The organism is Gordonia metallireducens (assembly GCF_021245825.1).
GTDB classification, from domain to species: domain Bacteria; phylum Actinomycetota; class Actinomycetes; order Mycobacteriales; family Mycobacteriaceae; genus Gordonia; species Gordonia namibiensis.
Window position 1 is genome coordinate 84,442 of sequence record NZ_JAJQJP010000053.1, and the last position, 19,069, is coordinate 103,510.

Genomic DNA, 19,069 nt, shown 5'->3' on the forward strand with positions numbered 1-19,069 from the left:
TCCGCCCACGGTGAGGGTAAAGGCACGCGTGATCCGACAAATGTCGGCACCGGCTCACGTCGATGCGTAATGTCGCATTCACCAAAATGGGGATGGGAACACAACCGTGCAATTGTGGGATTACATCGGCGACAACGCTCGCTCCCTCACGTTCTTGACGTACCAACATGCGTCGCTGTCCTTCCAGACCGTGCTGGTCGGCACCCTCGTCGCCATCGCGGTCGCCGCGCTGGTCTACCGGCTCCCGCTGGCCTCGGCACTCACCTTGACGTCCAGTCGTGTGGCGCTGACGATTCCGTCGCTCGCCCTGCTCGCGCTGTTGATCGTCCCGTTCGGGCTCGGCGTGACACCGTCGTTCCTGATGCTCGCGTTCTTCGCGATGCTCCCGGTGATCGGCAACGCGGTGGTCGGCTTGCGTTCGGTGCCGCCCTCGGTCGTCGAATCCGCCCGCGGCATCGGACTTTCACGCTGGCGCATCCTGCTGACGGTCGAACTACCGATCGCGTGGCCGGTGATCCTGACCGGAATCCGGGTGTCCACGCAGATGATCGTCGGCGTCGCGGCGATCGTCGCCTACGTCCTCGGCCCCGGCCTGGGATCGCTGATCTTCAACGGCCTCGCACGACTCGGAGGCGCGAACGCCCTCGAATCAGCGCTGGCCGGAACGCTTCTCATCGTCATCATCGCGCTCGTCTTCGATGCTCTCCTGGTTCTGCTCGGCCGACTCACCATCTCCAAGGGACTCTCATGACCGACTCCACCACCGCCCCGTCGTCGAAAACCCCGACCGGCCAACCGTCGTCCGGCGCCAACGGTCGCGTCGTCACCGGCGAATCGATCCGCCTCGAAGGCGTCGTCAAGCGCTACCGGGGCCAGTCCAAGCCCGCGGTCGCACAACTCGACCTAGAGATCGACGCCGGTGACATCGTCGCCTTCGTCGGCCCGTCGGGTTGCGGCAAGACCACGACCCTCAAGATGATCAACCGGCTCATCGAGCCCACCGAAGGCCGGATCTACATCGGCGGACGCGATGTGACCGAGGAGAACCCGGACAAGCTCCGCCAATCCATCGGTTACGTCATCCAGTCCGGCGGACTCTTCCCCCACTGGTCGGTCAGCAAGAACATCGGCACCATCCCGCGAATCCTCAAGTGGGACAAGAAACGCATCGCCGAGCGCACCGAATACCTCATGGACCTGGTCGGACTCGACGCCGCGACCTTCGCCGACCGCCTACCCAAGGACATGTCCGGCGGTCAGCAGCAGCGCGTCGGCGTGGCCCGTGCGCTGGCGGCCGACCCGCCCGTCCTCCTGATGGACGAACCGTTCGGCGCCGTCGACCCCATCACACGAGCCCGCCTGCAGGACAAGCTCATCGCCATCCAGCACGAGCTGGGTAAGACGATCGTCGTCGTCACCCACGATTTCGAAGAGGCCACCAAACTCGGCGACAAGGTCCTCATCCTCTCCGAGGGCGGACACATCGAACAGTTCGCCCCGCCGGAGGAGATCCTCGCCAACCCGGCCAGCCCGTTCGTCGAGGAGTTCGTCGGTTCCGGCGCGACACTGGCCCACCTGACCCTCACCCGCGTGCGCGACGTCGAGTTCAAGCAGGTGGTCACCGCCCGTGTCGGCGAATCGTCCGGCGGCGTCGTCGCCCGCGCCCGGGCCGCCGGCGAGGAGTGGCTGGTCGTCGTCGACGATCACGGCCGGCCGCGCGCTTGGCCGAGCATCGCCGAGGTTGCCGCCAAACCCGAGGTGTCGGACTACCTCGACCCGCGGTTGCCCGTCGTCGCACAGTCGTCGACGCTCAACGACGCCCTCGACTCGATGCTCGCCACCAGCCAGGGCGGCGTCCTCGTCACCGACGGACGCGGCGCGGCGATCGGCGCGCTGAACATCGCGTCGGTGATGGAGGCGATCCGCGGACAGCTCGCGGATGTCCGCGACGACGACCACGTCGGCTACCTCGACCACACCGAGGGAACCGCGCCTGCCGAGACCCCGGTCGTCGCGGCCGACGACGAGTCCGCGCCCGCCGAACCGAGCGCCGAACGATGACCGCCGTCGCCGACGAGTCCGCGCGGGTCACCGCGGCGTCAGAGGCACCGGTCCAACCACCGCGCAATGGTTTCCGGCGCCGGTTCGCGAAGGTGCCCATCGATGTCTGGTTCGAACCCCTGGTGATCATCGTCATCGGCGTCGGGTTCCTGATCTGGTACCAGCGCACCACGTTCACCGAAACCGAGAGCGCCTCGATGTCGTGGCCGGCCCTACGGTCGACGATCCTCGACCACATCCAGCTCACGCTCACCGCCACCGTGATCGTGGTGTGCATCGCGATCCCGCTCGGCATCGCTCTGACCCGCCCATCCCTGAAGTGGCTCAACCCGATTGCGGTCAACATCGCCAACATCGGGCAGGCGGCCCCCGCCATCGGTCTGCTGGTGTTGTTCACATTCTGGCTCGGCACCGGCTTCAACACGGCGGTCGTCGGTCTCGTCGTCTACGCCGTGCTCCCGATCCTGCAGAACACGATCGTCGGTCTGCGCCAGGTCGACCAGCGGACGGTCGAGGCCTCCCGCGGCATCGGATTGTCCGCGGCACGAACGCTTTTCCAGGTCGAGCTGCCGCTCGCTGTTCCGGTGATCCTGAACGGCGTGCGCACCGCGCTGGTCATCCTGGTCGGTACCGCGACCCTGAGCACGTTCATCGGTGCGACGAGCCTCGGCACGCTCATCACCACCGGCATCACCCTGTTCCTGCCGAAACTGCTCGTCGCCGGCGCGATTCTGGTCGCACTCCTGGCGATGACGATCGACTGGCTCGGACGGCTCGTCGAACTGGCCGCGACACCGCGAGGAATCTCATGAGAAAGTCCGTCCTGGCCGTCGTCACGGCGATGCTCATGGTGGTGGTCGCGGGCTGCGGGCTGGTCAGCTCGTCGGGCACCTTCCGCGAGGCCTTCCTCACCGACGGGTCGACGCCCCTGGAGGGCACCAAGGTCCGGGTCACGTCGAAGAACTTCACCGAATCGGTTCTGTTGGGCAAGATCACCGCGACCTACCTCGGCGCGGCGGGTGCTGCGGTCGAGGACCTCACCAACGCACCGGGTTCGATGTCCTCACGGCAGGCGCTGCTCAACGGTGACGCCGACATCCTGTGGGAGTACACCGGTACCGCCTGGCAGACCTACCTGGGCGAGACGGAGACCATCTCCGACCCGAACGAGCTGTGGAAGCGGGTCCGCGACGCCGACCGCGCCAACGGCGCCGAGTGGCTGCCGCCGGCGTCGTTCAACAACACCTACGCGTTCGCGGCGTCGGCGCCCACGGCGAAGCGTCTCGACGTGAAGACGATGTCGGACATCACGAAGCTCCCCGTGTCCGAGCGGACGTTCTGCATCAATGACGAGTTCCTGAGCCGCGCCGACGGGATGATCCCGATGCTGAAGGCCTACGACATGCCACTCGGCACGCCCAACGGTGTGCCGAAGAATAACGTGACCACCATGGACTCCGGTGTCGTGTACACCTCGACGGCCAAGAGCGAACCCTGCAATTTCGGCATGGTGTACTCGACGGACGGTCGGATCAAGAACCTGGATCTCACAGTCCTCGAGGACGACCGGAAGTTCTTCCTGCCGTACAGCGGATGCGTCGTCGTCAGCACCAAGCTCAACGAGCAGGCGCCGGAGATCGCCGAACTGATGGCGCCGGTGTCGACCAAGCTGACCGACTCGGTGATGCAGGAACTCAACGGCCGCATCGACATCGACGGCGAAGACCCCGCCGACGTCGCCTACGACTGGCTGAAGGAAGAGGGGTTCATCGCCTAGCGGCGCACACGCTTCGCGAGAGCTCCCCCACCAGGACTCGAACCTGGAATGCCTGAACCAAAATCAGAAGTGTTGCCGATTACACCATGGGGGAATACTGCGCTGACGATTGTGCCACAGGCCCGCGGCGCACCGACCCGGGCACTCTCGTCAGCAAGACCTCATTTCGACGCCGCGACTTCGATCGAGGTCGCGGCGTCGAGATGACGTCTGGGGGTCAGTCCTTCGGGCCGCCGGCGACGTAGACGACCTGTCCGGAGACGAAGCCCGCGCCCTCGCTGATGAAGAACGACGCGGTGTGGGCGATGTCCTCGGGGACGCCGACGCGGTTCACCGGGATCTGGGCGGCGGCGGCCTTCTTGAAGTCCTCGAAGGGCACGCCGACGCGCTCGGCGGTGGCGGCGGTCATCTCGGTCTCGATGAAGCCGGGGGCGATGGCGTTGGCGGTGACGCCGAACTTGCCCAGCTCGATGGCCAGGGTCTTGGTGAAGCCCTGCATGCCGGCCTTGGCGGCCGAGTAGTTGACCTGGCCGCGGTTGCCGAGAGCCGAGGTGCTCGACAGGTTGACGATGCGACCCCAGCCGGCGTCGACCATGTACTTCTGGGCCGCCTTGGTGACGTTGAAGGCACCGCGCAGGTGGACGGCCATGACGGCGTCCCAGTCCTCGACGGTCATCTTGAACAGCAGGTTGTCGCGGGTGATGCCGGCGTTGTTGACGACGACGGTCGGTCCACCGAGCTCGGCAGCGACCTTCTCGACGGCGGCCTGGACCGACGCCTCGTCGGCGACGTTCGCACCGACGGCGATGGCCTTGCCGCCCTTGTCGGTGATGGCCTTGACGGTGTCGGCGCAGGCGTCGGCGTCGAGGTCCAGGACGGCCACGGCGAGGCCGTCGTCGGCGAGTCGCTTGGCCACGGCAGCACCGATGCCCCGTGCCGCGCCGGTGACGATCGCGGTCTTCTGCGTGCTCATTCATACCTCCGTTGGTCAGGTGTGCGGGCCGGTCGCCCGGCCCGCGCTGGTCCGCTCCCCGCCTGCGCGTCGAAGCCGAACGCCCAAGGCGCGCCGATCGAACGCTCGGGGAAACGCGGTCCCCTGTGTTCTATCAGGTGAGGTCCGAAGACGTGTGTTCCATCACGTGACGGCGCCGCATTCAGCGAGAATCGGTGCGGCGCGTTATCGGAACCGCAGTACCGGTGCGTAGGATCGCACCCGACGTGAACACCGATCAGGAAGAGGGTGGGCATTCGATGTCGGGAACGTCGTCATCTGTGGCCGTGATCGTGCTGGCCGCGGGTGCCGGTACCCGGATGAAGTCCAAGACCCCCAAAATCCTCCATACGATTGCCGGCCGATCACTCCTGGGCCACTCGCTCCACGGCACCTCGGGCATCGATCCCGAGCACCTCGTCGTCGTGGTCAGCCACGAGCGTGAGCTGGTCTCCGCAGCCGTCGCCGACCTCGCCACCGCACTGGGCCGCGAAATCGCGATCGCCGAGCAGGACGAGCCGCGCGGCACCGGCGACGCCGCCCGCGTCGGACTCACCGCACTCCCCGACGACTTCGACGGAACCGTCATCGTCACCGCCGCCGACGTCCCGCTCCTCGACGCCGACACCCTCCGCGGCCTCATCGGGACCCACACCGCCGACGGCGGCGCCGCGGTCACCCTCACCAGCTTCATCGCCGACGACCCGACCGGTTACGGACGCATCATCCGCGCCGACGACGACTCGGTGCGCGCCATCGTCGAACACAAGGACGCATCTCCCGAGCAGCGGGCCATCACCGAGGTCAACGCCGGCGTCTACGCCGTCGACGCCACCGCGCTGCGGGACGGACTGTCGAAGCTGTCGACCGACAACGTCCAGGGCGAGTTCTACCTCACCGACATCGTCGAGATCGCCCGCGAGGCCGGCCAGGCCGTCCGCGGGTTCACCGTCGCCGATCCCGTGCTCGTCGCCGGCTGCAACGACCGCGCGCAGCTCGCCGACCTCGGCGCCGAGCTCAACCGCCGGATCATCCGCCGCCACCAGGTCGACGGCGTCACCGTCGTCGACCCGGCCACCACCTGGATCGACATCGACGTGACGATCGAACCGGATGTGCGCATCGAACCCGGCACCCAGCTCTACGGCCGTACCCACGTCGCCGCCGACGCGGTCGTCGGGCCCGACACCACGCTCACCGACGTCACGATCGGCGAGGGCGCCCATGTCATCCGCACCCACGGCAGCGACGCCGTCATCGGCGGCAGCGCCTCGGTCGGTCCGTTCGCCTACCTGCGCCCGGGCACCGTGCTGGGCGTCGCGGGCAAGATCGGGACCTTCGTGGAGACCAAGAACTCGACGATCGGCGACGGCTCCAAGGTCCCGCACCTCACCTACGTCGGCGACGCCACGATCGGCGAGCACACGAACATCGGGGCGTCGAGCGTTTTCGTCAACTACGACGGCGTGAACAAGCACCGCACGGTGATCGGCGACCACTGCCGCACCGGCTCGGACAACATGTTCGTCGCCCCGGTGAGCATCGGTGACGGGGCATATACCGGCGCCGGAACCGTCGTGCGGCAAAATGTACCGCCGGGAGCCCTCGCGGTCTCGGCGGGAACACAACGTGTCATCGAGGACTGGGTCGTGCGCAAGCGGCCCGACACCGCGGCGGCACAGGCAGCCATCGAGGCACTCGGCAACGCCTCTGCGGCACGCGACAAGGACTCCGGGCCCGCCTAGCGGACCCGAAAACCCCTGCCGTTCGCGGCAGGACGCCCCAACTGATCGAAACCGAAACGGACAGAAGAGTTTTCATGACCTGGACCACCGACAACCAGAAGAACCTGATGCTGTTCTCTGGTCGTGCCCACCCCGAACTGGCTGAAGCAGTCGCCGAAGAACTGGGCATCAAGGTGACCCCCCAGACGGCACGCGACTTCGCCAACGGCGAGCTGTTCGTCCGTTTCGAGGAGTCCGTTCGCGGCTCGGACGCGTTCGTGCTGCAGAGCTGCCCCTACCCGCTGAACCAGTGGGTCATGGAAGCCCTGATCATGATCGATGCGCTCAAGCGTGGTTCGGCCAAGCGCATCAGCGTGATCCTGCCGTTCTACCCCTACGCCCGCCAGGACAAGAAGCACCGCGGACGCGAGCCCATCTCGGCCCGCCTCATCGCCGACCTGCTCAAGACCGCGGGCGCCGACCGCATCATCACGGTCGACCTGCACACCGACCAGATCCAGGGCTTCTTCGACGGTCCCGTCGACCACATGCACGCCCTCGGCCAGCTCGCCGGCTACGTCTGCGACAACTACGGCACCGACAACGTGACCGTCGTGTCGCCGGACTCCGGTCGCGTGCGCGTCGCCGAGAAGTGGGCCGACGCCCTCAGCGGCGCTCCCCTGGCCTTCATCCACAAGACCCGCGACCCGCTGGTTCCCAACCAGGTCAAGTCGAACCGCGTGGTCGGTGAGGTCGAGGGACGCACCTGTGTCCTGATCGACGACATGATCGACACCGGCGGCACCATCGCCGGCGCGGTCCGCGTCCTCAAGGAGGCCGGTGCCGGCGACGTCATCATCGCCACCACCCACGGCGTCTTCTCCGACCCGGCCGCCGAGCGTCTCGCCGGCTGCGGCGCCAAGGAGGTCATCGCGACCGACACGCTGCCCATCCCGCCCGAGAAGCGTTTCGAGAACCTGACCGTCCTGTCGATCGCCCCGCTGCTCGCACAGACGATCCGCGAGGTCTTCGAAAACGGCTCGGTCACAAGCCTGTTCGACGGTATCGCCTAGTCTTCTCAGCCCCTCTCACCACCGCGCCCGGATGTTCTCGCGAACATCCGGGCGCGGTGTTTTGGTGGGGGCGAAATGAGGTCGCACCGGCTAGGCTCCGGCCATCCGCCGGGTCTCCGACGGCGCGACGCCGTACTTGCGTCGGTAGGCGGCGGCGAAGCGGCCGGTGTGCATGACGCCCCAGCGAGTCGAGATGTCGGTGACGGTCGAGGTGCCGCCGCAGGTCAGCAGGTCGTTGTGGATGCATTCGAGCCGGACGTCGAGCACGTACTCCATCGGGCTCATCCCCACGCATTCGCGGAAACCCTGCTGCAGGCGGCGGGCGCTGACCGTCCCGATCTCCGCCAGTTCACCCACGGTCCACGGTCGTGCCGGGTCGGCGTGGATGGCGTCGATGACGCGCTTGACCATGCGCGGCCGGGTGCCGGCCAGCGGATCGTCGGTCTCGGGTAGCGCCGCGAGAACCAGTGCGGTGGTGAGCATTCCGCCAAGCTGCTCGGCCATCCGCGGGTTGCGCAGCAGGATGCTGTCACACTGCGCGACCTGCTGGCGCGCCGACCGCATCAGTCCCAACCATTCGGCACCGGCCCCGGTCCGCAGGTCGAGTTGCCGGGTCAGCGATCGGCCGGGCCGTCCGGCGATCCGGTCGATCTCGCGCTGCAGATAGTCGCGCTCGACCTTGAAACCGATGATCTCGCAGGTCTTGCTCCAGTTGGTGATGACTGTCGGGGTGTCGGGCGGGTTGAGTGTCGCCTGCCCCGGTTCGGAGACGATCTCCCGGCCGTCGGTCACCGAGGCGATGCTGCCGGACAACGGGATGTTGATGGCCCACGCCCCAGGATGGTCGGAGTCGATCGAGACATCCGCGCCGAAGCCGATCCGCGCGAGCACCGTCGAGCCGATGGCCGTCGATTCCAGTCGATAGTTCGAGGCGTCGTCACGGGACAGCGGGCGCAGCTCATGCGGGAAGTACGCATCTGCGACGACCTCGTGGACCTCGTCCCAGTCCGCGATCCCCGACTCCACGACGCGACGGGGCGTCGGTGTCTGCTGCGACATCGATCCCCCTGCGTGGTCGGTCCCCGAGGTAAGTGGCTCTGCCCTCACGAGGTCCAGCGTAACTGTGACTGCCATCACTTCCGGTAGGTGGCAGCGATCCAGATCGCATCGTTGCGCACATCGGATCGACCCTTCGCAATCCGGATCGACGGATTGTGACGGCGGTCATACGTTTGGTCGCACCGCCACACCAGACACCCACCAGCCACTGCCAGAGCAAAGGAGCTGATCCCCATGGACCAACGCACGATGCGCAACATCTTCGGACAGTTCGCCACCGGCGTCACCGTCATCACCTGCGCGAACGACGAGGGCACCCCGCACGGCGCGACGGTCACCGCGTTCACCCCGATCTCGATCGAGCCCCGGCTCTGCCAGGTCACGCTGACCCGCAAGTCGAAGGCTTGCGCCTACCTCGACGACGCACCGTTCGCGGTGAACATCCTCAAGTCGGATCAGCTCGACACCGCCATGCACTTCGCCGGCAAGCCGCAGGACCACGGGCCGGAATGGAGCGCGGACTGGCTCGTCCCCGCGCTGGCCGGCAACGCCGCGACCCTCATCTGCAACCCCTGGGCGTCCTACGACGGCGGCGACCACGTCATCTACGTCGGCGAGATCGTCGACGCCCACGTCGACACCGAAGCCGAGCCGCTCCTGTTCTACCGCAGCAAGTTCCACGACCTCGGCGAGACCTCCGGCGCCGCCGCGTACTGCGGCAGCCTCGACGATCCGCACAGCCGCTGGTTCGATGCCACCGCCCGGTTCACCCCGAGCTGCGTACCGCTCTCTGCGGTCTCCTGACCGACCATCCGCCCACCGACCACATCACCTGTCGCACAACCGAAGTGAGGACAATCATGACCGCTATCGACATCGCCCCCGACACCGAGACCACCGAGGCGACGACCGTCGACCGCTCGAAGGTGAACGTCGCCGCCGACTCCGAGGCGAACCGCACCGAGAACTTCGCCTCCAAGCCGATGACCGGCGACGAGTACATCGAGTCGCTACGCGACGACCGCGAGATCTGGCTCAACGGTGAGCGCGTCAAGGACGTGACAACCCACGAGGCCTTCCGCAACCCGATCCGGATGACCGCGCGCCTCTACGACGCGATGCACGACCCGGCGACGAAGGACAAGGTCACCGCACCCACCGACACCGGCAACGGCGGCGTGACGATGCCGTTCTTCCGCGCACCGAAGTCGGCCGACGACCTACGCGCCGACCGTGACGCCATCGCCACCTGGGCGCGGATGACCTACGGCTGGATGGGCCGCAGCCCCGACTACAAGGCCAGCTTCCTCGGCACCCTGCACGCCAACTCCGAGCTGTACGCACCGTTCCAGGCCAACGCCGAACGCTGGTACAAGGAATCGCAGGAGAAGGTCCTGTACTGGAACCACGCGATCATCAACCCGCCGGTCGATCGCCAACTGCCGCCGGACGAGGTCGGCGATGTGTTCATGAAGGTGGAGAAGGAGACCGACGCCGGCCTCATCGTCTCCGGCGCCAAGGTCGTCGCCACCGGTTCGGCGATCACCAACTACAACTTCATCTCCCACTACGGCCTGCCGATCAAGAAGAAGCAGTTCGCCCTCATCTGCACCGTGCCGATGGACGCCCCGGGCGTGAAGCTCATCTGCCGCTCGTCGTACACCCAGCAGGCCGCCGTCATGGGCACCCCGTTCGACTACCCGCTGTCGAGCCGGATGGACGAGAACGACACCATCTTCGTCTTCGACAAGGTGCTCGTGCCCTGGGAGAACGTCTTCATGTACGGCGACGTCGACAAGATCAACGCCTTCTTCCCGCAGTCCGGCTTCCTCCCCCGCTTCACCCTGCAGGGCTGTACCCGTCTCGCGGTCAAACTCGACTTCATCGCCGGGCTGCTCCTCAAGGCGCTCGACTGCACCGGCGCGGGCGGGTTCCGCGGCGTGCAGACCCGCGTCGGTGAGGTCATCGGTTGGCGAAACCTGTTCTGGTCGTTGAGCGATGCCATGGTCAACAACCCCGAGCCGTGGATCGGCGACACGGTCATCCCCAAGCTCGAGTACGGCCTGACCTACCGGATGTTCGCCCAGCAGGGCTACCCGCGCGTCAAGGAGATCATCGAACAGGACGTCGCCTCCGGGCTGATCTACCTGCCGTCGAGCTCGGCGGACTTCAAGAGCCCTGACGTCCGTCCGTACCTGGACAAGTACGTCCGCGGTTCCGACGGCATCCTCGCCGTCGATCGCGTGAAGGTCATGAAGGCGCTGTGGGATTCGATCGGCAGCGAGTTCGGCGGCCGCCACGAACTCTACGAGCGCAACTACGCCGGCAACCACGAGGGCGTGAAGGCCGAGCTGCTCATGTTCGCCGACGCCCGCGGCACCGTCGGGGAGATGAAGGGTCTCGCCGAGCAGTGCCTGTCCGAGTACGACCTCGACGGCTGGACGGTCCCGGACCTCATCGGCAACGACGACGTCAGCTACTTCGGCAACCGCTGACCTTCTCTGGCACAGCTCTTCCCGACCACACAGCTCGCGAACCAGGAGACACCATGACCACCATCGAACGCCCCCCGGCCCCCGTCGGATCCCCCAGCATCGACTCCCCGACCGCCGCCGGTTCCGGCAGTGCCGCCACCGCGGCCTTCGCCGGCCACCGGTTCACCGCCGACACCTCGCCGGAACGCCTGTCGGCCATCGCATCCGAGGCCTTCGCCGGTTTCAGCGCACTGATCGACAAGTACGAGATCACCTACGACGAGTACCGGGTCCTCAAGCAGTGGCTCATCGACGTCGGCGAGGGCGGTGAATGGCCGCTGCTGCTCGACGTGTTCGTCGAACACGACATCGAGGAGGTCAACTCGCGGAAGTACTCGGGCACCAAGGGAAGCATCGAGGGTCCGTACTACCTCCCCGACGCCCCGCTGCTGCCCGCACGCTGCACCCTGCCGATGCGCAGCGTCGACGCCCGCGAGACACCGTTCGTCATGCACGGCCAGGTCACCGACCTCGACGGCAACCCGATGGCCGGTGCGACCATCGAGATCTGGCACGCCGACGCCGAGGGCTACTACTCGGGGTTCGCGCCGCACCTCCCGGCTTGGAACCTGCGCGGCACCGTGGTCACCGACGGTGAGGGACGCTACGAGATCACCACGATCCAGCCCGCGCCGTACCAGATCCCGACCGACGGACCGACCGGCAAGTTCATCGAGGCCGCCGGCTGGCACCCGTGGCGACCTGCGCATCTGCACCTGCGGGTGGCAGCCAAGGGCCGGCATCCGATCATCACCCAGCTGTACTTCAAGGGTGGTGACTGGCTCGACGACGACGTCGCCTCGGCAACCAAGCCGGAACTGCTCCTCGATCCGAAGCCCGACGCCGACGGCCGGAACGTCGTGCAGTACGACTTCGCACTCGACCCCGAGTAGCGATCCCACCCGCAGAACGGGTACGCGAGCGGTCCGGGTTCTCCCCCTCTGGAGCCCGGGCCGCTTTGCGCTGGGTACGGTGTCTTTCGTGGACGCGACGATCTATCACAACCCGAAGTGCTCGACCTCGCGCAAGGCGCTGCAGGCCCTCCGCGACGCCGGTATCGAGCCGGCCGTCGTCAAGTACCTCGACGAGCCCTACACCCGCGAACAGCTGGTGCAACTGCTCGCCGACGCCGGGCTCACCCCGGCGCAGGCCGTGCGCAAGCGCGAAGCCCTCTACAAAGAACTCGACCTCGCGTCGGCCACCGACGAGGCGATCCTCGACGCGATGGTCGAACATCCGATCCTCGTCGAGCGCCCGATCGTGGTGACCGACAAGGGGACCCGCATCCCGCGGCCGTTCGAGAAGCTCGACGAGATCCTCTGAAGGGGCGTCGGTCCCGGATGAACGGGACCTTCGTCGCGCCCGCACGCGGGCCGGTGACCATCGTGTACAGCTCTGTGCCAGAACGGGATTGCGGGTTCCGGTAACCCTCGAGCGCGGTTAGCATCGGCTCCATGAGCTACGAAGCGAAGATGATCATCCTGTCCACCGAGAACCTGGACGAGTCGATCAAGTTCTACACCGAGACGTTGGGCATGTCGCTGAAGTTCCGCGACGGCGCCCACTTCGCCGCCCTCGACGGCGGTCCGGTGACGATCGCGCTCGCCACCGCAGTCGACCACCCGATACCCGGCAAGGTCGTCGTCGGCATCAAGACCGCCGATGTCGATGCCGCGGCGAAGGCGATCGAGGCCGACGGCGGCGCCATCGTGAAGGGTCCGTACGACGACGCGCACGAGCGCCGTGCCGTGGTGTACGACAACCAGGGCAACGGGCTCGTGTTCTACAGCCCGCTCAACCGTTAGGCGGCGATCGGCAGCGGCTTCTGTACCGACGGCAGGGCCAGCGCCGCGATTCCGCGCAGCAGGCCCTTCGCCATGTCGAAGTAGTCGAAGTAGTCGCGCCACACCACGATCCGGCCCTCGCGGATCTCGAAGCGGCCGCAGACCCAGAACTGCAGATGCAGCCGCCCGAAACGCAATTCGTCGACGCGTTCGGTGAGCACGACACCCGCGTCGTCGGAACTGGCGTTGAGCATCCGGTAGTTGAAGCCCACCCACGACTTCTTCGCGACGCCGCCGAGCACACCGGCGACCTTGCGCTTGCCGTGGATGGTCGGCAGCGAGACGTTGGTGTAGGCGATGTCGTCGTCGATGGTGTCCAGTGCACCGGCGATGTCCTCGCGCGCGAATGCGTCGAGCAGGGCCGTCACGATCTCGATCGGGGTCTGTGAGGTCATGGCAGCCCAGTATGCCGGGACGGTGCTCGCTGTGGGCCGCGATGTGACATCTCGGCAGGTCATCGACTATCCTTGCTCCCGTTGTCTCGGCGAGGGTGACCCAGTCACCGTGATCGGCGCGACCATCGCAGTCTCCTCGGGGGCCCTCACGCGGCCCGGTGGGTGCCCGCGGTCGGTATCCGTGCCCGTTGCTCGTCGCGACGGACGAACGACCGCAACCACTGATCAGAGGAGATCACCATGGCTACTCAGGCCTCGAAGCTGGCTGTCACCACCCGTACCGAAAAGGGCAAGGGCGCCGCTCGCCGCGCACGTCGCGAGGGCAACGTTCCCGCCGTGCTCTACGGCCACGGCACCGACCCGCAGCACCTGCACCTCCCGGCCCGCGACTTCGCCGCGATCCTGCGTAACAACGGCCTGAACGCCATCATCGATCTCGACATCGAGGGCACCAGCCAGCTCGCGCTCACCAAGCAGGTCGACGTCCACCCGATCCGCAACTACATCGAGCACGCCGACCTGCTCATCGTCCGCCGCGGCGAGAAGGTGACCGTCGAGGTCGCCATCGTCGTCGAGGGTGACCCCGCACCGGGCACCCTGGTCACCTCCGACGCCAGCGTCGTCGAGGTCGAGGCCGACGCCCTGTCGATCCCCGAGCAGATCGTCGTCAGCGTCGAGGGTGCCGAGGCCGGCACCGCGATCCACGCCTCCGACCTGGACCTGCCGGAGGGCGTCACCCTGATCGCCGATCCGGAAACCCTGATCGTCGCCGTCAACGAGGCACAGGCTGCGGCCACCTCCTCCGACGCCGACGCCGAAGGTGCCGAGGATGAGGCTGCCGAGGCTCCCGCGGAGTCGGAGTAATCCGACCCCCGACTGCTCTGCGCGAGTGGTGAAAATCCCTAAGTGGTGAAAATTATTGTCGGACTCGGTAATCCCGGGTCCAAGTACGAGAAGACGAGGCACAACGTCGGCGCGATGGTCGCCGACGGCCTCGTCGACTCGGCAGGCGAGCGCTGGAAGGTCCACAAGAAGTCCGGTGCGGAGGTCGCCGAGGTTCGCCTCGGCGGCCGGTCTGTTCTCGTGGCGAAGCCACGCGTCTACATGAACGAGTCCGGTCGACAGATCGGTCCGCTGGCCAAGTTCTATTCGGTCGCGCCCGCCGATCTCATCGTCATCCACGACGAGCTCGACATCGACTTCGGTCTCGTGCGCCTCAAACGCGGCGGCGGAGAGGGCGGCCACAACGGGCTGCGATCGATCAGCCAGGTCATGGGCACCCGCGACTACCTGCGTGTGCGGATGGGCATCGGCCGTCCGCCCGGGCGTCAGGATCCCGCCGACTTCGTGCTCAAGCCGTTCCCGTCCGCCGACCGCGCCGAGGTCGAGCTGATGATCCGCAACGGCTGCGACGCCGTCGAACTCCTCGTCTCCCAGGACCTCGAGAGCGCACAGAACACCGTGCACGCCTGGTAGACGCGCACGGTGCTCTCCCCTCGTTGCGGCCCCTATGCGTTCTCCTTGCGGAACACCGATGTGCCCCACCAGGTTCCGAGTGCGGCGAGGATGAGTGAGGCGATCACTCCCCACAGGACCTGAGCGCTGGCGAGGTCGCCGCCGAAGGTGTCGCGCACGGCGTCGACGACCCAGCGGAACGGCATGAAGTCGCTGAGCCCCTGTAGCCACGTCGGTCCGAGCGTCATCGGCAGCAGGATTCCCGACAGCAACAGCACCGGCATCATCACCATGTTGATGAGCGGGGCCATCACGTCCTCGCTCTTCGTCGTCAGTGCCAGCGCATTCGACGCCGCGGCGCACGCACCGCCGATGAGCAGTGTGATGACGATGCCGAGGATCACGCCGACGATCGATCCGCGCATCCCCATGGCGAATCCGAGGGTCACCAGGATCAGCGCCTGCACCAGCAGCTGCAACATGTCGCGCATCAGACGACCGGTGAGCAGAGCCGTGCGGCTCGCCGGGGTGACCCGCTCGGCCTCGATGACCCCCTCCCGCCATTCGCCGATCAGGCTGAAGCCGGCGAACAGCGCCCCGAACAGCCCCAGCTGCACGAGAAGTCCCGGCACCAGGAAGGTGTACGGGTTGTCCGCGCCGCCCGGGAACTGGGAGACCAGCGGTTTGAGCAGCGGTCCGAACAGCAGCAGATAGAGGATCGGCTGCATGACGCCGATCAGGACCCAGGCGGGGTTGCGCAGGTTCATCCGGATCTGACGGCGGAAGACGATGGTGCTGTCGCGGAAGAAGCTGTTCATCGGGCGACCTCCTGCTCGGTGCGACGGGCTGACTCGTCGGAAGTGGTTGCGGCAGAACCGGGTTCCTTGTCGGTCGGGTCACCGCCGGGGTCGCGTTCGGTTTCGGCGTCGCGCAGGGATCGGCCGGTGAGGGTCAGGAAGACGTCGTCGAGCGTCGGACGGATGACCTCGATCGAATCGAGTGAGATACCCGAGGCGTCGAGGTCGCGGAGGAGTCCCGGCACCGCCCGGCCGGCACGCGGCACCCGGCCCCGGACGTGGCGGCCGTCCACCTCGATCCGGCCGCCACCGTTGCCGCCGCTGACCGAGGCGAGCTTCTCGGCAGCCGTCGTCACCGCGGCGGCGTCGGCGACCTCTAGCGCGACCAGATCGCCGGAGACCTGCGCCTTGAGGTTGTCCGGGGTGTCCGCCGCGACGATCCGCCCGTTGTCGATGATGAGAATCCGGTCCGAGAGTTCGTCCGCCTCCTCGAGATAGTGCGTCGTGAGGAAGATCGTCGCGCCGCGCTCGGTCCGCAATCGGCGGATGTGTTCCCAGAGGTTGGCGCGGGCCTGCGGGTCGAGGCCCGTCGTCGGCTCGTCGAGGAACACCAGCGACGGTTCGTGGACGAGTCCCATCACGATGTCGAGGCGCCGCTTCTGGCCACCGGACATGTTCTTCGGCATACGTTCCCACAGTCCGTCGAGCTGCAGTTCGGAGAACAGCGCCTGCCCGCGACGCGTCGCCTCGGCCCGCGACAGTCCGTAGAGCATCCCGTGGTCGACGATCTCGTCGCCGGCTTGGGCCTGACTGAATGTGCCCCCGGCCTGGGACACGTAACCGATGCTGCGGCGCACCGACACCGGATCGGCGACGACGTCGTAGCCGTTGACCGTCGCGGTACCCGCGGTCGGCCGCAACAGCGTGGTCAGCATCCGCAGCGTCGTCGTCTTACCGGCCCCGTTGGGCCCGAGGAAGCCGACCACCTCTCCCTCGGCGACGTCGAGGTCGACGCCGTCGACGGCTCGCACCTCGCGCTTCTTCTTTCCCTTCCCGGTGGTGAACACCTGGACCAGACCACGAGCATGGATCATGCGGACTCCCCTTCATTTCGACGCCGACGTGATGTGTCGACCGATCTGGGGCCCAGTTTTCATCGCAAAGAGGACACATTCGGTCCGCTTCGGCGGTGGATACCGAAATCGGTCGGTAACGATGTGCGAGGGGGATGCGGTACTTCCTAGTAAGTGGCCGGGTGAGTACCGTCATATGTCGGGTCACATATTCGGAAGGAAGACCATGGCAGTCATCGCGGACACCTCAGGGATCAACAACATCGGCATGCTCGGGATCGGCGCCTATCGCCCCGAGCGTGTGGTGACCAACGACGAGATCTGCGAGCACATCGATTCCTCCGACGAGTGGATCTACACCCGCACCGGCATCAAGACCCGCCGCTTCGCCCGCCGCGACGAGAGCGTCATGGAGATGTCGGTCAACGCCGGACGCAAGGCCATCGCCAACGCCCTGCTGCACGGTTCCGACATCGACGCGGTCATCCTCGCCACCAACACGCACCTGCTCCTGACCCCGGCCGGCGCGACCAAGGTGGCCACCGAACTCGGCTGCAACGGCGTCCCCGCCTTCGACGTCACCGTCGGCTGCGCCGGTTTCGGCTACGGCATGGCCCTCGCGTCGGACATGATCCGCGGCGGCAGCGCCACCAACGTGCTGGTCATCGGCGCCGAGCAGCTCTCGGTGGCCCTCGACATGACCGACCGCACCAACTGCTTCATCTTCGGCGACGGCGCCGGCGCCGTGGTCGTCGGACCCACCGAGGAGCAGGAACTCGGCCCGGTGGTCTGGGGTTCGGACGGCTCGCAGTTCAACGCCATCCGCCAGGACTTCGACTGGGTGACCTTCCTCGACGGTGACCGCGTCCAGCGCCCGTACCTGCGCATGGAGGGCACCGCGGTGTTCCGCTGGGCCGCCTTCGAGATGGGCAAGGTCGCCGTCCGCGCCCTCGAGGCCGCCAAGATCGGCTCCGAGGACCTCGACGTCTTCGTCCCGCACCAGGCCAACGCGCGCATCAACGAGCTGCTCGCCAAGAACCTGAAGCTGCGCGACGACGCCGTCGTCGCCAACGACATCGAGTACACCGGCAACACCTCCGCGGCGTCGATCCCGCTCGCCATGGAAGACCTGCTCTCCACCGGCAAGGCGCAGCCCGGCCAGACCGCGCTCCTCCTCGGCTTCGGCGCCGGCCTCTCCTACGCCTCGCAGGTCGTCAAGCTTCCCCCGGTGCCGTTCGAGTAAGACCCCTCCTTCCAGATGCGGCAGTTGGTCCCGGAATCCGGGACCAACTGCCGCATCTGTTTCAGGCGGCGAGAGCCTGACGGACGCGGTCGACGACGTACCCAGGACGTTCCTTGAGATCAGCCCACGTGAAGTTCAGGACCGTCCAGCCCTGCGCGATCAGGTCGTTTCGACGACGCCGGTCGCGCTGGAAGGTCTCGGCGTCGCGGTGGTACGCCATCCCGTCGATCTCGACGGCGAGCATCCGGTCCGGGAAAGCGACGTCCACGAAGTAGCCGTCGACGGGATGGTTGGACACGAATCCGTCGACCCCTCCCTGTCGAAGCAGATCGACTGCGAGGCGCTCGGCCTCAGAGCGAGCGCCCTCCTCGACCCCGGCGATCAGAGACGCAATACCCGGTGCATCCGCCCTCCTACGTCGGCGCTCCGCTGCGGTTCGCAACTGCTCGATCGACACGCGGCGCAACAACAGTGCGGCATCGAGGACCGTGCTGTCCTTCTCGACCGAGGCCTCCAGCACAGACAGCGGCAACGAGGTGACCAGCAGATCTTCCCGGGTGACCGTCTCGGCGTCCTCGAGCTTCCGATACCGGATACGAACGCCGCCGACCGACTTCGCGTGCCTCGACCGCGGTGCGGTCACCGTCAGCTTCTTCGGTGGATCATCGACGATCCCGTGCCACCATGCAGCGCCCAGACCGGACAGGGCGGCACCGCGACCGACTTCGGCGACTGCGAGCCGAGCACGCGTCCTGGCCGTGACCGGGTGGTCGGCAAGCGTATAGACCCCACGCGACCGAGGTGTCCACAGCCCGGAGGCCACACGTCGATGGACACCCGACTTCGTCATCCCGAACTCGAGGGCTTCGGCGATCGTCACGACGCCGTCGCGGGCGAGCGCGTGACGCCGGAGGCGGGAAGGCGTCTGCACGACGATTGGACGCACCGACCCCCACATCGGTTCCCAGGATCTGGGATTGCGGCAATTGGTCCGGTATACCGGCACCAACTGCCGCAACATCATTGATGGTGAGTTTGGAGCC

At 66.9% G+C, this 19,069-nt stretch carries 20 protein-coding genes and 1 tRNA gene; 14 read left to right on the top strand and 7 right to left on the bottom strand.

The features are described from left to right. The first annotated feature begins 106 nt into the window (after nucleotides 1–106). From LQD00_RS20915 to LQD00_RS20930, 4 genes are read left to right on the top strand one after another with little or no spacing between them, the layout of a single operon-like run. On the top strand, nucleotides 107–751 hold the full coding sequence (locus tag LQD00_RS20915) for an ABC transporter permease (protein ID WP_006867432.1): 645 nt from the start codon (nucleotides 107–109) through the stop codon (nucleotides 749–751). Continuing rightward, nucleotides 748–2,061 carry an ATP-binding cassette domain-containing protein gene (locus LQD00_RS20920; protein WP_232719240.1) on the top strand — a complete coding sequence of 438 codons (1,314 nt, stop codon included), beginning with the start codon at nucleotides 748–750 and terminating at the stop codon, nucleotides 2,059–2,061. The genes LQD00_RS20915 and LQD00_RS20920 overlap by 4 nt, the downstream gene beginning before the upstream one ends. Beyond that, nucleotides 2,058–2,873, top strand: coding sequence for an ABC transporter permease (locus tag LQD00_RS20925; RefSeq protein ID WP_232719241.1), 816 nt, complete (start codon nucleotides 2,058–2,060; stop codon nucleotides 2,871–2,873). Before LQD00_RS20920 ends, LQD00_RS20925 begins: the two co-directional genes overlap by 4 nt. Continuing rightward, the gene (locus LQD00_RS20930) at nucleotides 2,870–3,838 is read left to right on the top strand and encodes a glycine betaine ABC transporter substrate-binding protein (protein WP_232719242.1); all 969 of its coding nucleotides are present in this window, start codon (nucleotides 2,870–2,872) and stop codon (nucleotides 3,836–3,838) included. The genes LQD00_RS20925 and LQD00_RS20930 overlap by 4 nt, the downstream gene beginning before the upstream one ends. Nucleotides 3,839–3,860: 22 nt before the next feature. Here the strand turns inward: LQD00_RS20930 and LQD00_RS20935 are convergent. Both LQD00_RS20935 and fabG read right to left on the bottom strand, forming a co-directional pair. Further along, nucleotides 3,861–3,932, bottom strand: a tRNA-Gln gene (locus tag LQD00_RS20935). A gap of 123 nt (nucleotides 3,933–4,055) precedes the next feature. Next, nucleotides 4,056–4,811, bottom strand: coding sequence for a 3-oxoacyl-ACP reductase FabG (gene fabG, locus LQD00_RS20940; RefSeq protein WP_232719243.1), 756 nt, complete (start codon nucleotides 4,809–4,811; stop codon nucleotides 4,056–4,058). A gap of 278 nt (nucleotides 4,812–5,089) precedes the next feature. On the opposite strand from fabG, the gene glmU reads away from it, so the two are divergent. Together glmU and LQD00_RS20950 are read left to right on the top strand one after the other, a co-directional pair. Continuing rightward, nucleotides 5,090–6,574 carry a bifunctional UDP-N-acetylglucosamine diphosphorylase/glucosamine-1-phosphate N-acetyltransferase GlmU gene (gene glmU, locus LQD00_RS20945; RefSeq protein ID WP_232719265.1) on the top strand — a complete coding sequence of 495 codons (1,485 nt, stop codon included), beginning with the start codon at nucleotides 5,090–5,092 and terminating at the stop codon, nucleotides 6,572–6,574. Nucleotides 6,575–6,648: 74 nt separating this feature from the next. Beyond that, a complete protein-coding gene (locus LQD00_RS20950) occupies nucleotides 6,649–7,626 on the top strand; it encodes a ribose-phosphate diphosphokinase (protein ID WP_232719244.1) in 978 nt (325 codons plus the stop codon). 90 nt (nucleotides 7,627–7,716) lie between these two features. Here LQD00_RS20950 and LQD00_RS20955 read toward each other — a convergent pair whose 3' ends face one another. Next, nucleotides 7,717–8,685 (bottom strand): AraC family transcriptional regulator, encoded by a 969-nt coding sequence (locus LQD00_RS20955; protein ID WP_232719245.1) that lies wholly within the window; start codon nucleotides 8,683–8,685, stop codon nucleotides 7,717–7,719. Between the two features lie 234 nt (nucleotides 8,686–8,919). Between LQD00_RS20955 and LQD00_RS20960 the strand changes: the two genes are divergently transcribed. The 5 genes from LQD00_RS20960 (at nucleotide 8,920) to LQD00_RS20980 (ending at nucleotide 13,024) form a co-directional block, all read left to right on the top strand. Next, entirely contained in the window at nucleotides 8,920–9,489 is a 570-nt protein-coding gene (locus tag LQD00_RS20960; RefSeq protein WP_232719246.1) for a flavin reductase family protein, read from the top strand. Between the two features lie 56 nt (nucleotides 9,490–9,545). Then, entirely contained in the window at nucleotides 9,546–11,180 is a 1,635-nt protein-coding gene (locus LQD00_RS20965) for a 4-hydroxyphenylacetate 3-hydroxylase family protein (protein ID WP_006867419.1), read from the top strand. 53 nt (nucleotides 11,181–11,233) lie between these two features. Further along, complete coding sequence (catA, locus tag LQD00_RS20970; protein ID WP_232719247.1) at nucleotides 11,234–12,112, top strand: catechol 1,2-dioxygenase; 879 nt, start codon at nucleotides 11,234–11,236, stop codon at nucleotides 12,110–12,112. A gap of 88 nt (nucleotides 12,113–12,200) precedes the next feature. After that, on the top strand, nucleotides 12,201–12,542 hold the full coding sequence (gene arsC, locus LQD00_RS20975; protein WP_232719248.1) for an arsenate reductase (glutaredoxin): 342 nt from the start codon (nucleotides 12,201–12,203) through the stop codon (nucleotides 12,540–12,542). 131 nt (nucleotides 12,543–12,673) lie between these two features. Further along, nucleotides 12,674–13,024, top strand: coding sequence for a VOC family protein (locus LQD00_RS20980; RefSeq protein ID WP_074850499.1), 351 nt, complete (start codon nucleotides 12,674–12,676; stop codon nucleotides 13,022–13,024). Here the strand turns inward: LQD00_RS20980 and LQD00_RS20985 are convergent. Beyond that, nucleotides 13,021–13,458: a limonene-1,2-epoxide hydrolase family protein gene (locus LQD00_RS20985; RefSeq protein ID WP_232719249.1), complete on the bottom strand. Its 438-nt coding sequence runs from the start codon at nucleotides 13,456–13,458 to the stop codon at nucleotides 13,021–13,023. The genes LQD00_RS20980 and LQD00_RS20985 overlap by 4 nt on opposite strands. A gap of 240 nt (nucleotides 13,459–13,698) precedes the next feature. Between LQD00_RS20985 and LQD00_RS20990 the strand changes: the two genes are divergently transcribed. Together LQD00_RS20990 and pth are read left to right on the top strand one after the other, a co-directional pair. Continuing rightward, nucleotides 13,699–14,322 carry a 50S ribosomal protein L25/general stress protein Ctc gene (locus LQD00_RS20990; RefSeq protein ID WP_232719250.1) on the top strand — a complete coding sequence of 208 codons (624 nt, stop codon included), beginning with the start codon at nucleotides 13,699–13,701 and terminating at the stop codon, nucleotides 14,320–14,322. A gap of 45 nt (nucleotides 14,323–14,367) precedes the next feature. Beyond that, complete coding sequence (gene pth / locus LQD00_RS20995) at nucleotides 14,368–14,934, top strand: aminoacyl-tRNA hydrolase (protein WP_232719266.1); 567 nt, start codon at nucleotides 14,368–14,370, stop codon at nucleotides 14,932–14,934. A gap of 32 nt (nucleotides 14,935–14,966) precedes the next feature. Here the strand turns inward: pth and LQD00_RS21000 are convergent, their stop codons facing one another. Both LQD00_RS21000 and LQD00_RS21005 read right to left on the bottom strand, forming a co-directional pair. Beyond that, nucleotides 14,967–15,731, bottom strand: a complete 765-nt coding sequence (locus tag LQD00_RS21000; protein ID WP_232719251.1) for an ABC transporter permease — start codon at nucleotides 15,729–15,731, stop codon at nucleotides 14,967–14,969. Further along, the gene (locus tag LQD00_RS21005; protein WP_232719252.1) at nucleotides 15,728–16,804 is read right to left on the bottom strand and encodes an ATP-binding cassette domain-containing protein; all 1,077 of its coding nucleotides are present in this window, start codon (nucleotides 16,802–16,804) and stop codon (nucleotides 15,728–15,730) included. Before LQD00_RS21005 ends, LQD00_RS21000 begins: the two co-directional genes overlap by 4 nt. Nucleotides 16,805–17,009: 205 nt before the next feature. Between LQD00_RS21005 and LQD00_RS21010 the strand changes: the two genes are divergently transcribed. Beyond that, nucleotides 17,010–18,026, top strand: coding sequence for a beta-ketoacyl-ACP synthase III (locus tag LQD00_RS21010; RefSeq protein WP_006867410.1), 1,017 nt, complete (start codon nucleotides 17,010–17,012; stop codon nucleotides 18,024–18,026). 61 nt (nucleotides 18,027–18,087) lie between these two features. Here the strand turns inward: LQD00_RS21010 and LQD00_RS21015 are convergent, their stop codons facing one another. Continuing rightward, nucleotides 18,088–18,957 (bottom strand): type IV toxin-antitoxin system AbiEi family antitoxin domain-containing protein, encoded by an 870-nt coding sequence (locus tag LQD00_RS21015; RefSeq protein ID WP_232719267.1) that lies wholly within the window; start codon nucleotides 18,955–18,957, stop codon nucleotides 18,088–18,090. Nucleotides 18,958–19,069: the final 112 nt, after the last annotated feature.

What these genes read in the sequence shown, in the direction of transcription:
- LQD00_RS20920 (WP_232719240.1), top strand. Translation starts at nt 748, where the DNA reads ATGACCGACTCCACCACCGCCCCGTCGTCGAAAACCCCGACCGGCCAA.
- LQD00_RS20925 (WP_232719241.1), top strand. Translation starts at nt 2,058, where the DNA reads ATGACCGCCGTCGCCGACGAGTCCGCGCGGGTCACCGCGGCGTCAGAG.
- LQD00_RS20930 (WP_232719242.1), top strand. Translation starts at nt 2,870, where the DNA reads ATGAGAAAGTCCGTCCTGGCCGTCGTCACGGCGATGCTCATGGTGGTG.
- fabG (WP_232719243.1), bottom strand. Translation starts at nt 4,811, where the DNA reads ATGAGCACGCAGAAGACCGCGATCGTCACCGGCGCGGCACGGGGCATC.
- glmU (WP_232719265.1), top strand. Translation starts at nt 5,090, where the DNA reads ATGTCGGGAACGTCGTCATCTGTGGCCGTGATCGTGCTGGCCGCGGGT.
- LQD00_RS20950 (WP_232719244.1), top strand. Translation starts at nt 6,649, where the DNA reads ATGACCTGGACCACCGACAACCAGAAGAACCTGATGCTGTTCTCTGGT.
- LQD00_RS20955 (WP_232719245.1), bottom strand. Translation starts at nt 8,685, where the DNA reads ATGTCGCAGCAGACACCGACGCCCCGTCGCGTCGTGGAGTCGGGGATC.
- LQD00_RS20960 (WP_232719246.1), top strand. Translation starts at nt 8,920, where the DNA reads ATGGACCAACGCACGATGCGCAACATCTTCGGACAGTTCGCCACCGGC.
- LQD00_RS20965 (WP_006867419.1), top strand. Translation starts at nt 9,546, where the DNA reads ATGACCGCTATCGACATCGCCCCCGACACCGAGACCACCGAGGCGACG.
- catA (WP_232719247.1), top strand. Translation starts at nt 11,234, where the DNA reads ATGACCACCATCGAACGCCCCCCGGCCCCCGTCGGATCCCCCAGCATC.
- LQD00_RS20980 (WP_074850499.1), top strand. Translation starts at nt 12,674, where the DNA reads ATGAGCTACGAAGCGAAGATGATCATCCTGTCCACCGAGAACCTGGAC.
- LQD00_RS20985 (WP_232719249.1), bottom strand. Translation starts at nt 13,458, where the DNA reads ATGACCTCACAGACCCCGATCGAGATCGTGACGGCCCTGCTCGACGCA.
- LQD00_RS20990 (WP_232719250.1), top strand. Translation starts at nt 13,699, where the DNA reads ATGGCTACTCAGGCCTCGAAGCTGGCTGTCACCACCCGTACCGAAAAG.
- LQD00_RS21000 (WP_232719251.1), bottom strand. Translation starts at nt 15,731, where the DNA reads ATGAACAGCTTCTTCCGCGACAGCACCATCGTCTTCCGCCGTCAGATC.
- LQD00_RS21005 (WP_232719252.1), bottom strand. Translation starts at nt 16,804, where the DNA reads ATGATCCATGCTCGTGGTCTGGTCCAGGTGTTCACCACCGGGAAGGGA.
- LQD00_RS21010 (WP_006867410.1), top strand. Translation starts at nt 17,010, where the DNA reads ATGGCAGTCATCGCGGACACCTCAGGGATCAACAACATCGGCATGCTC.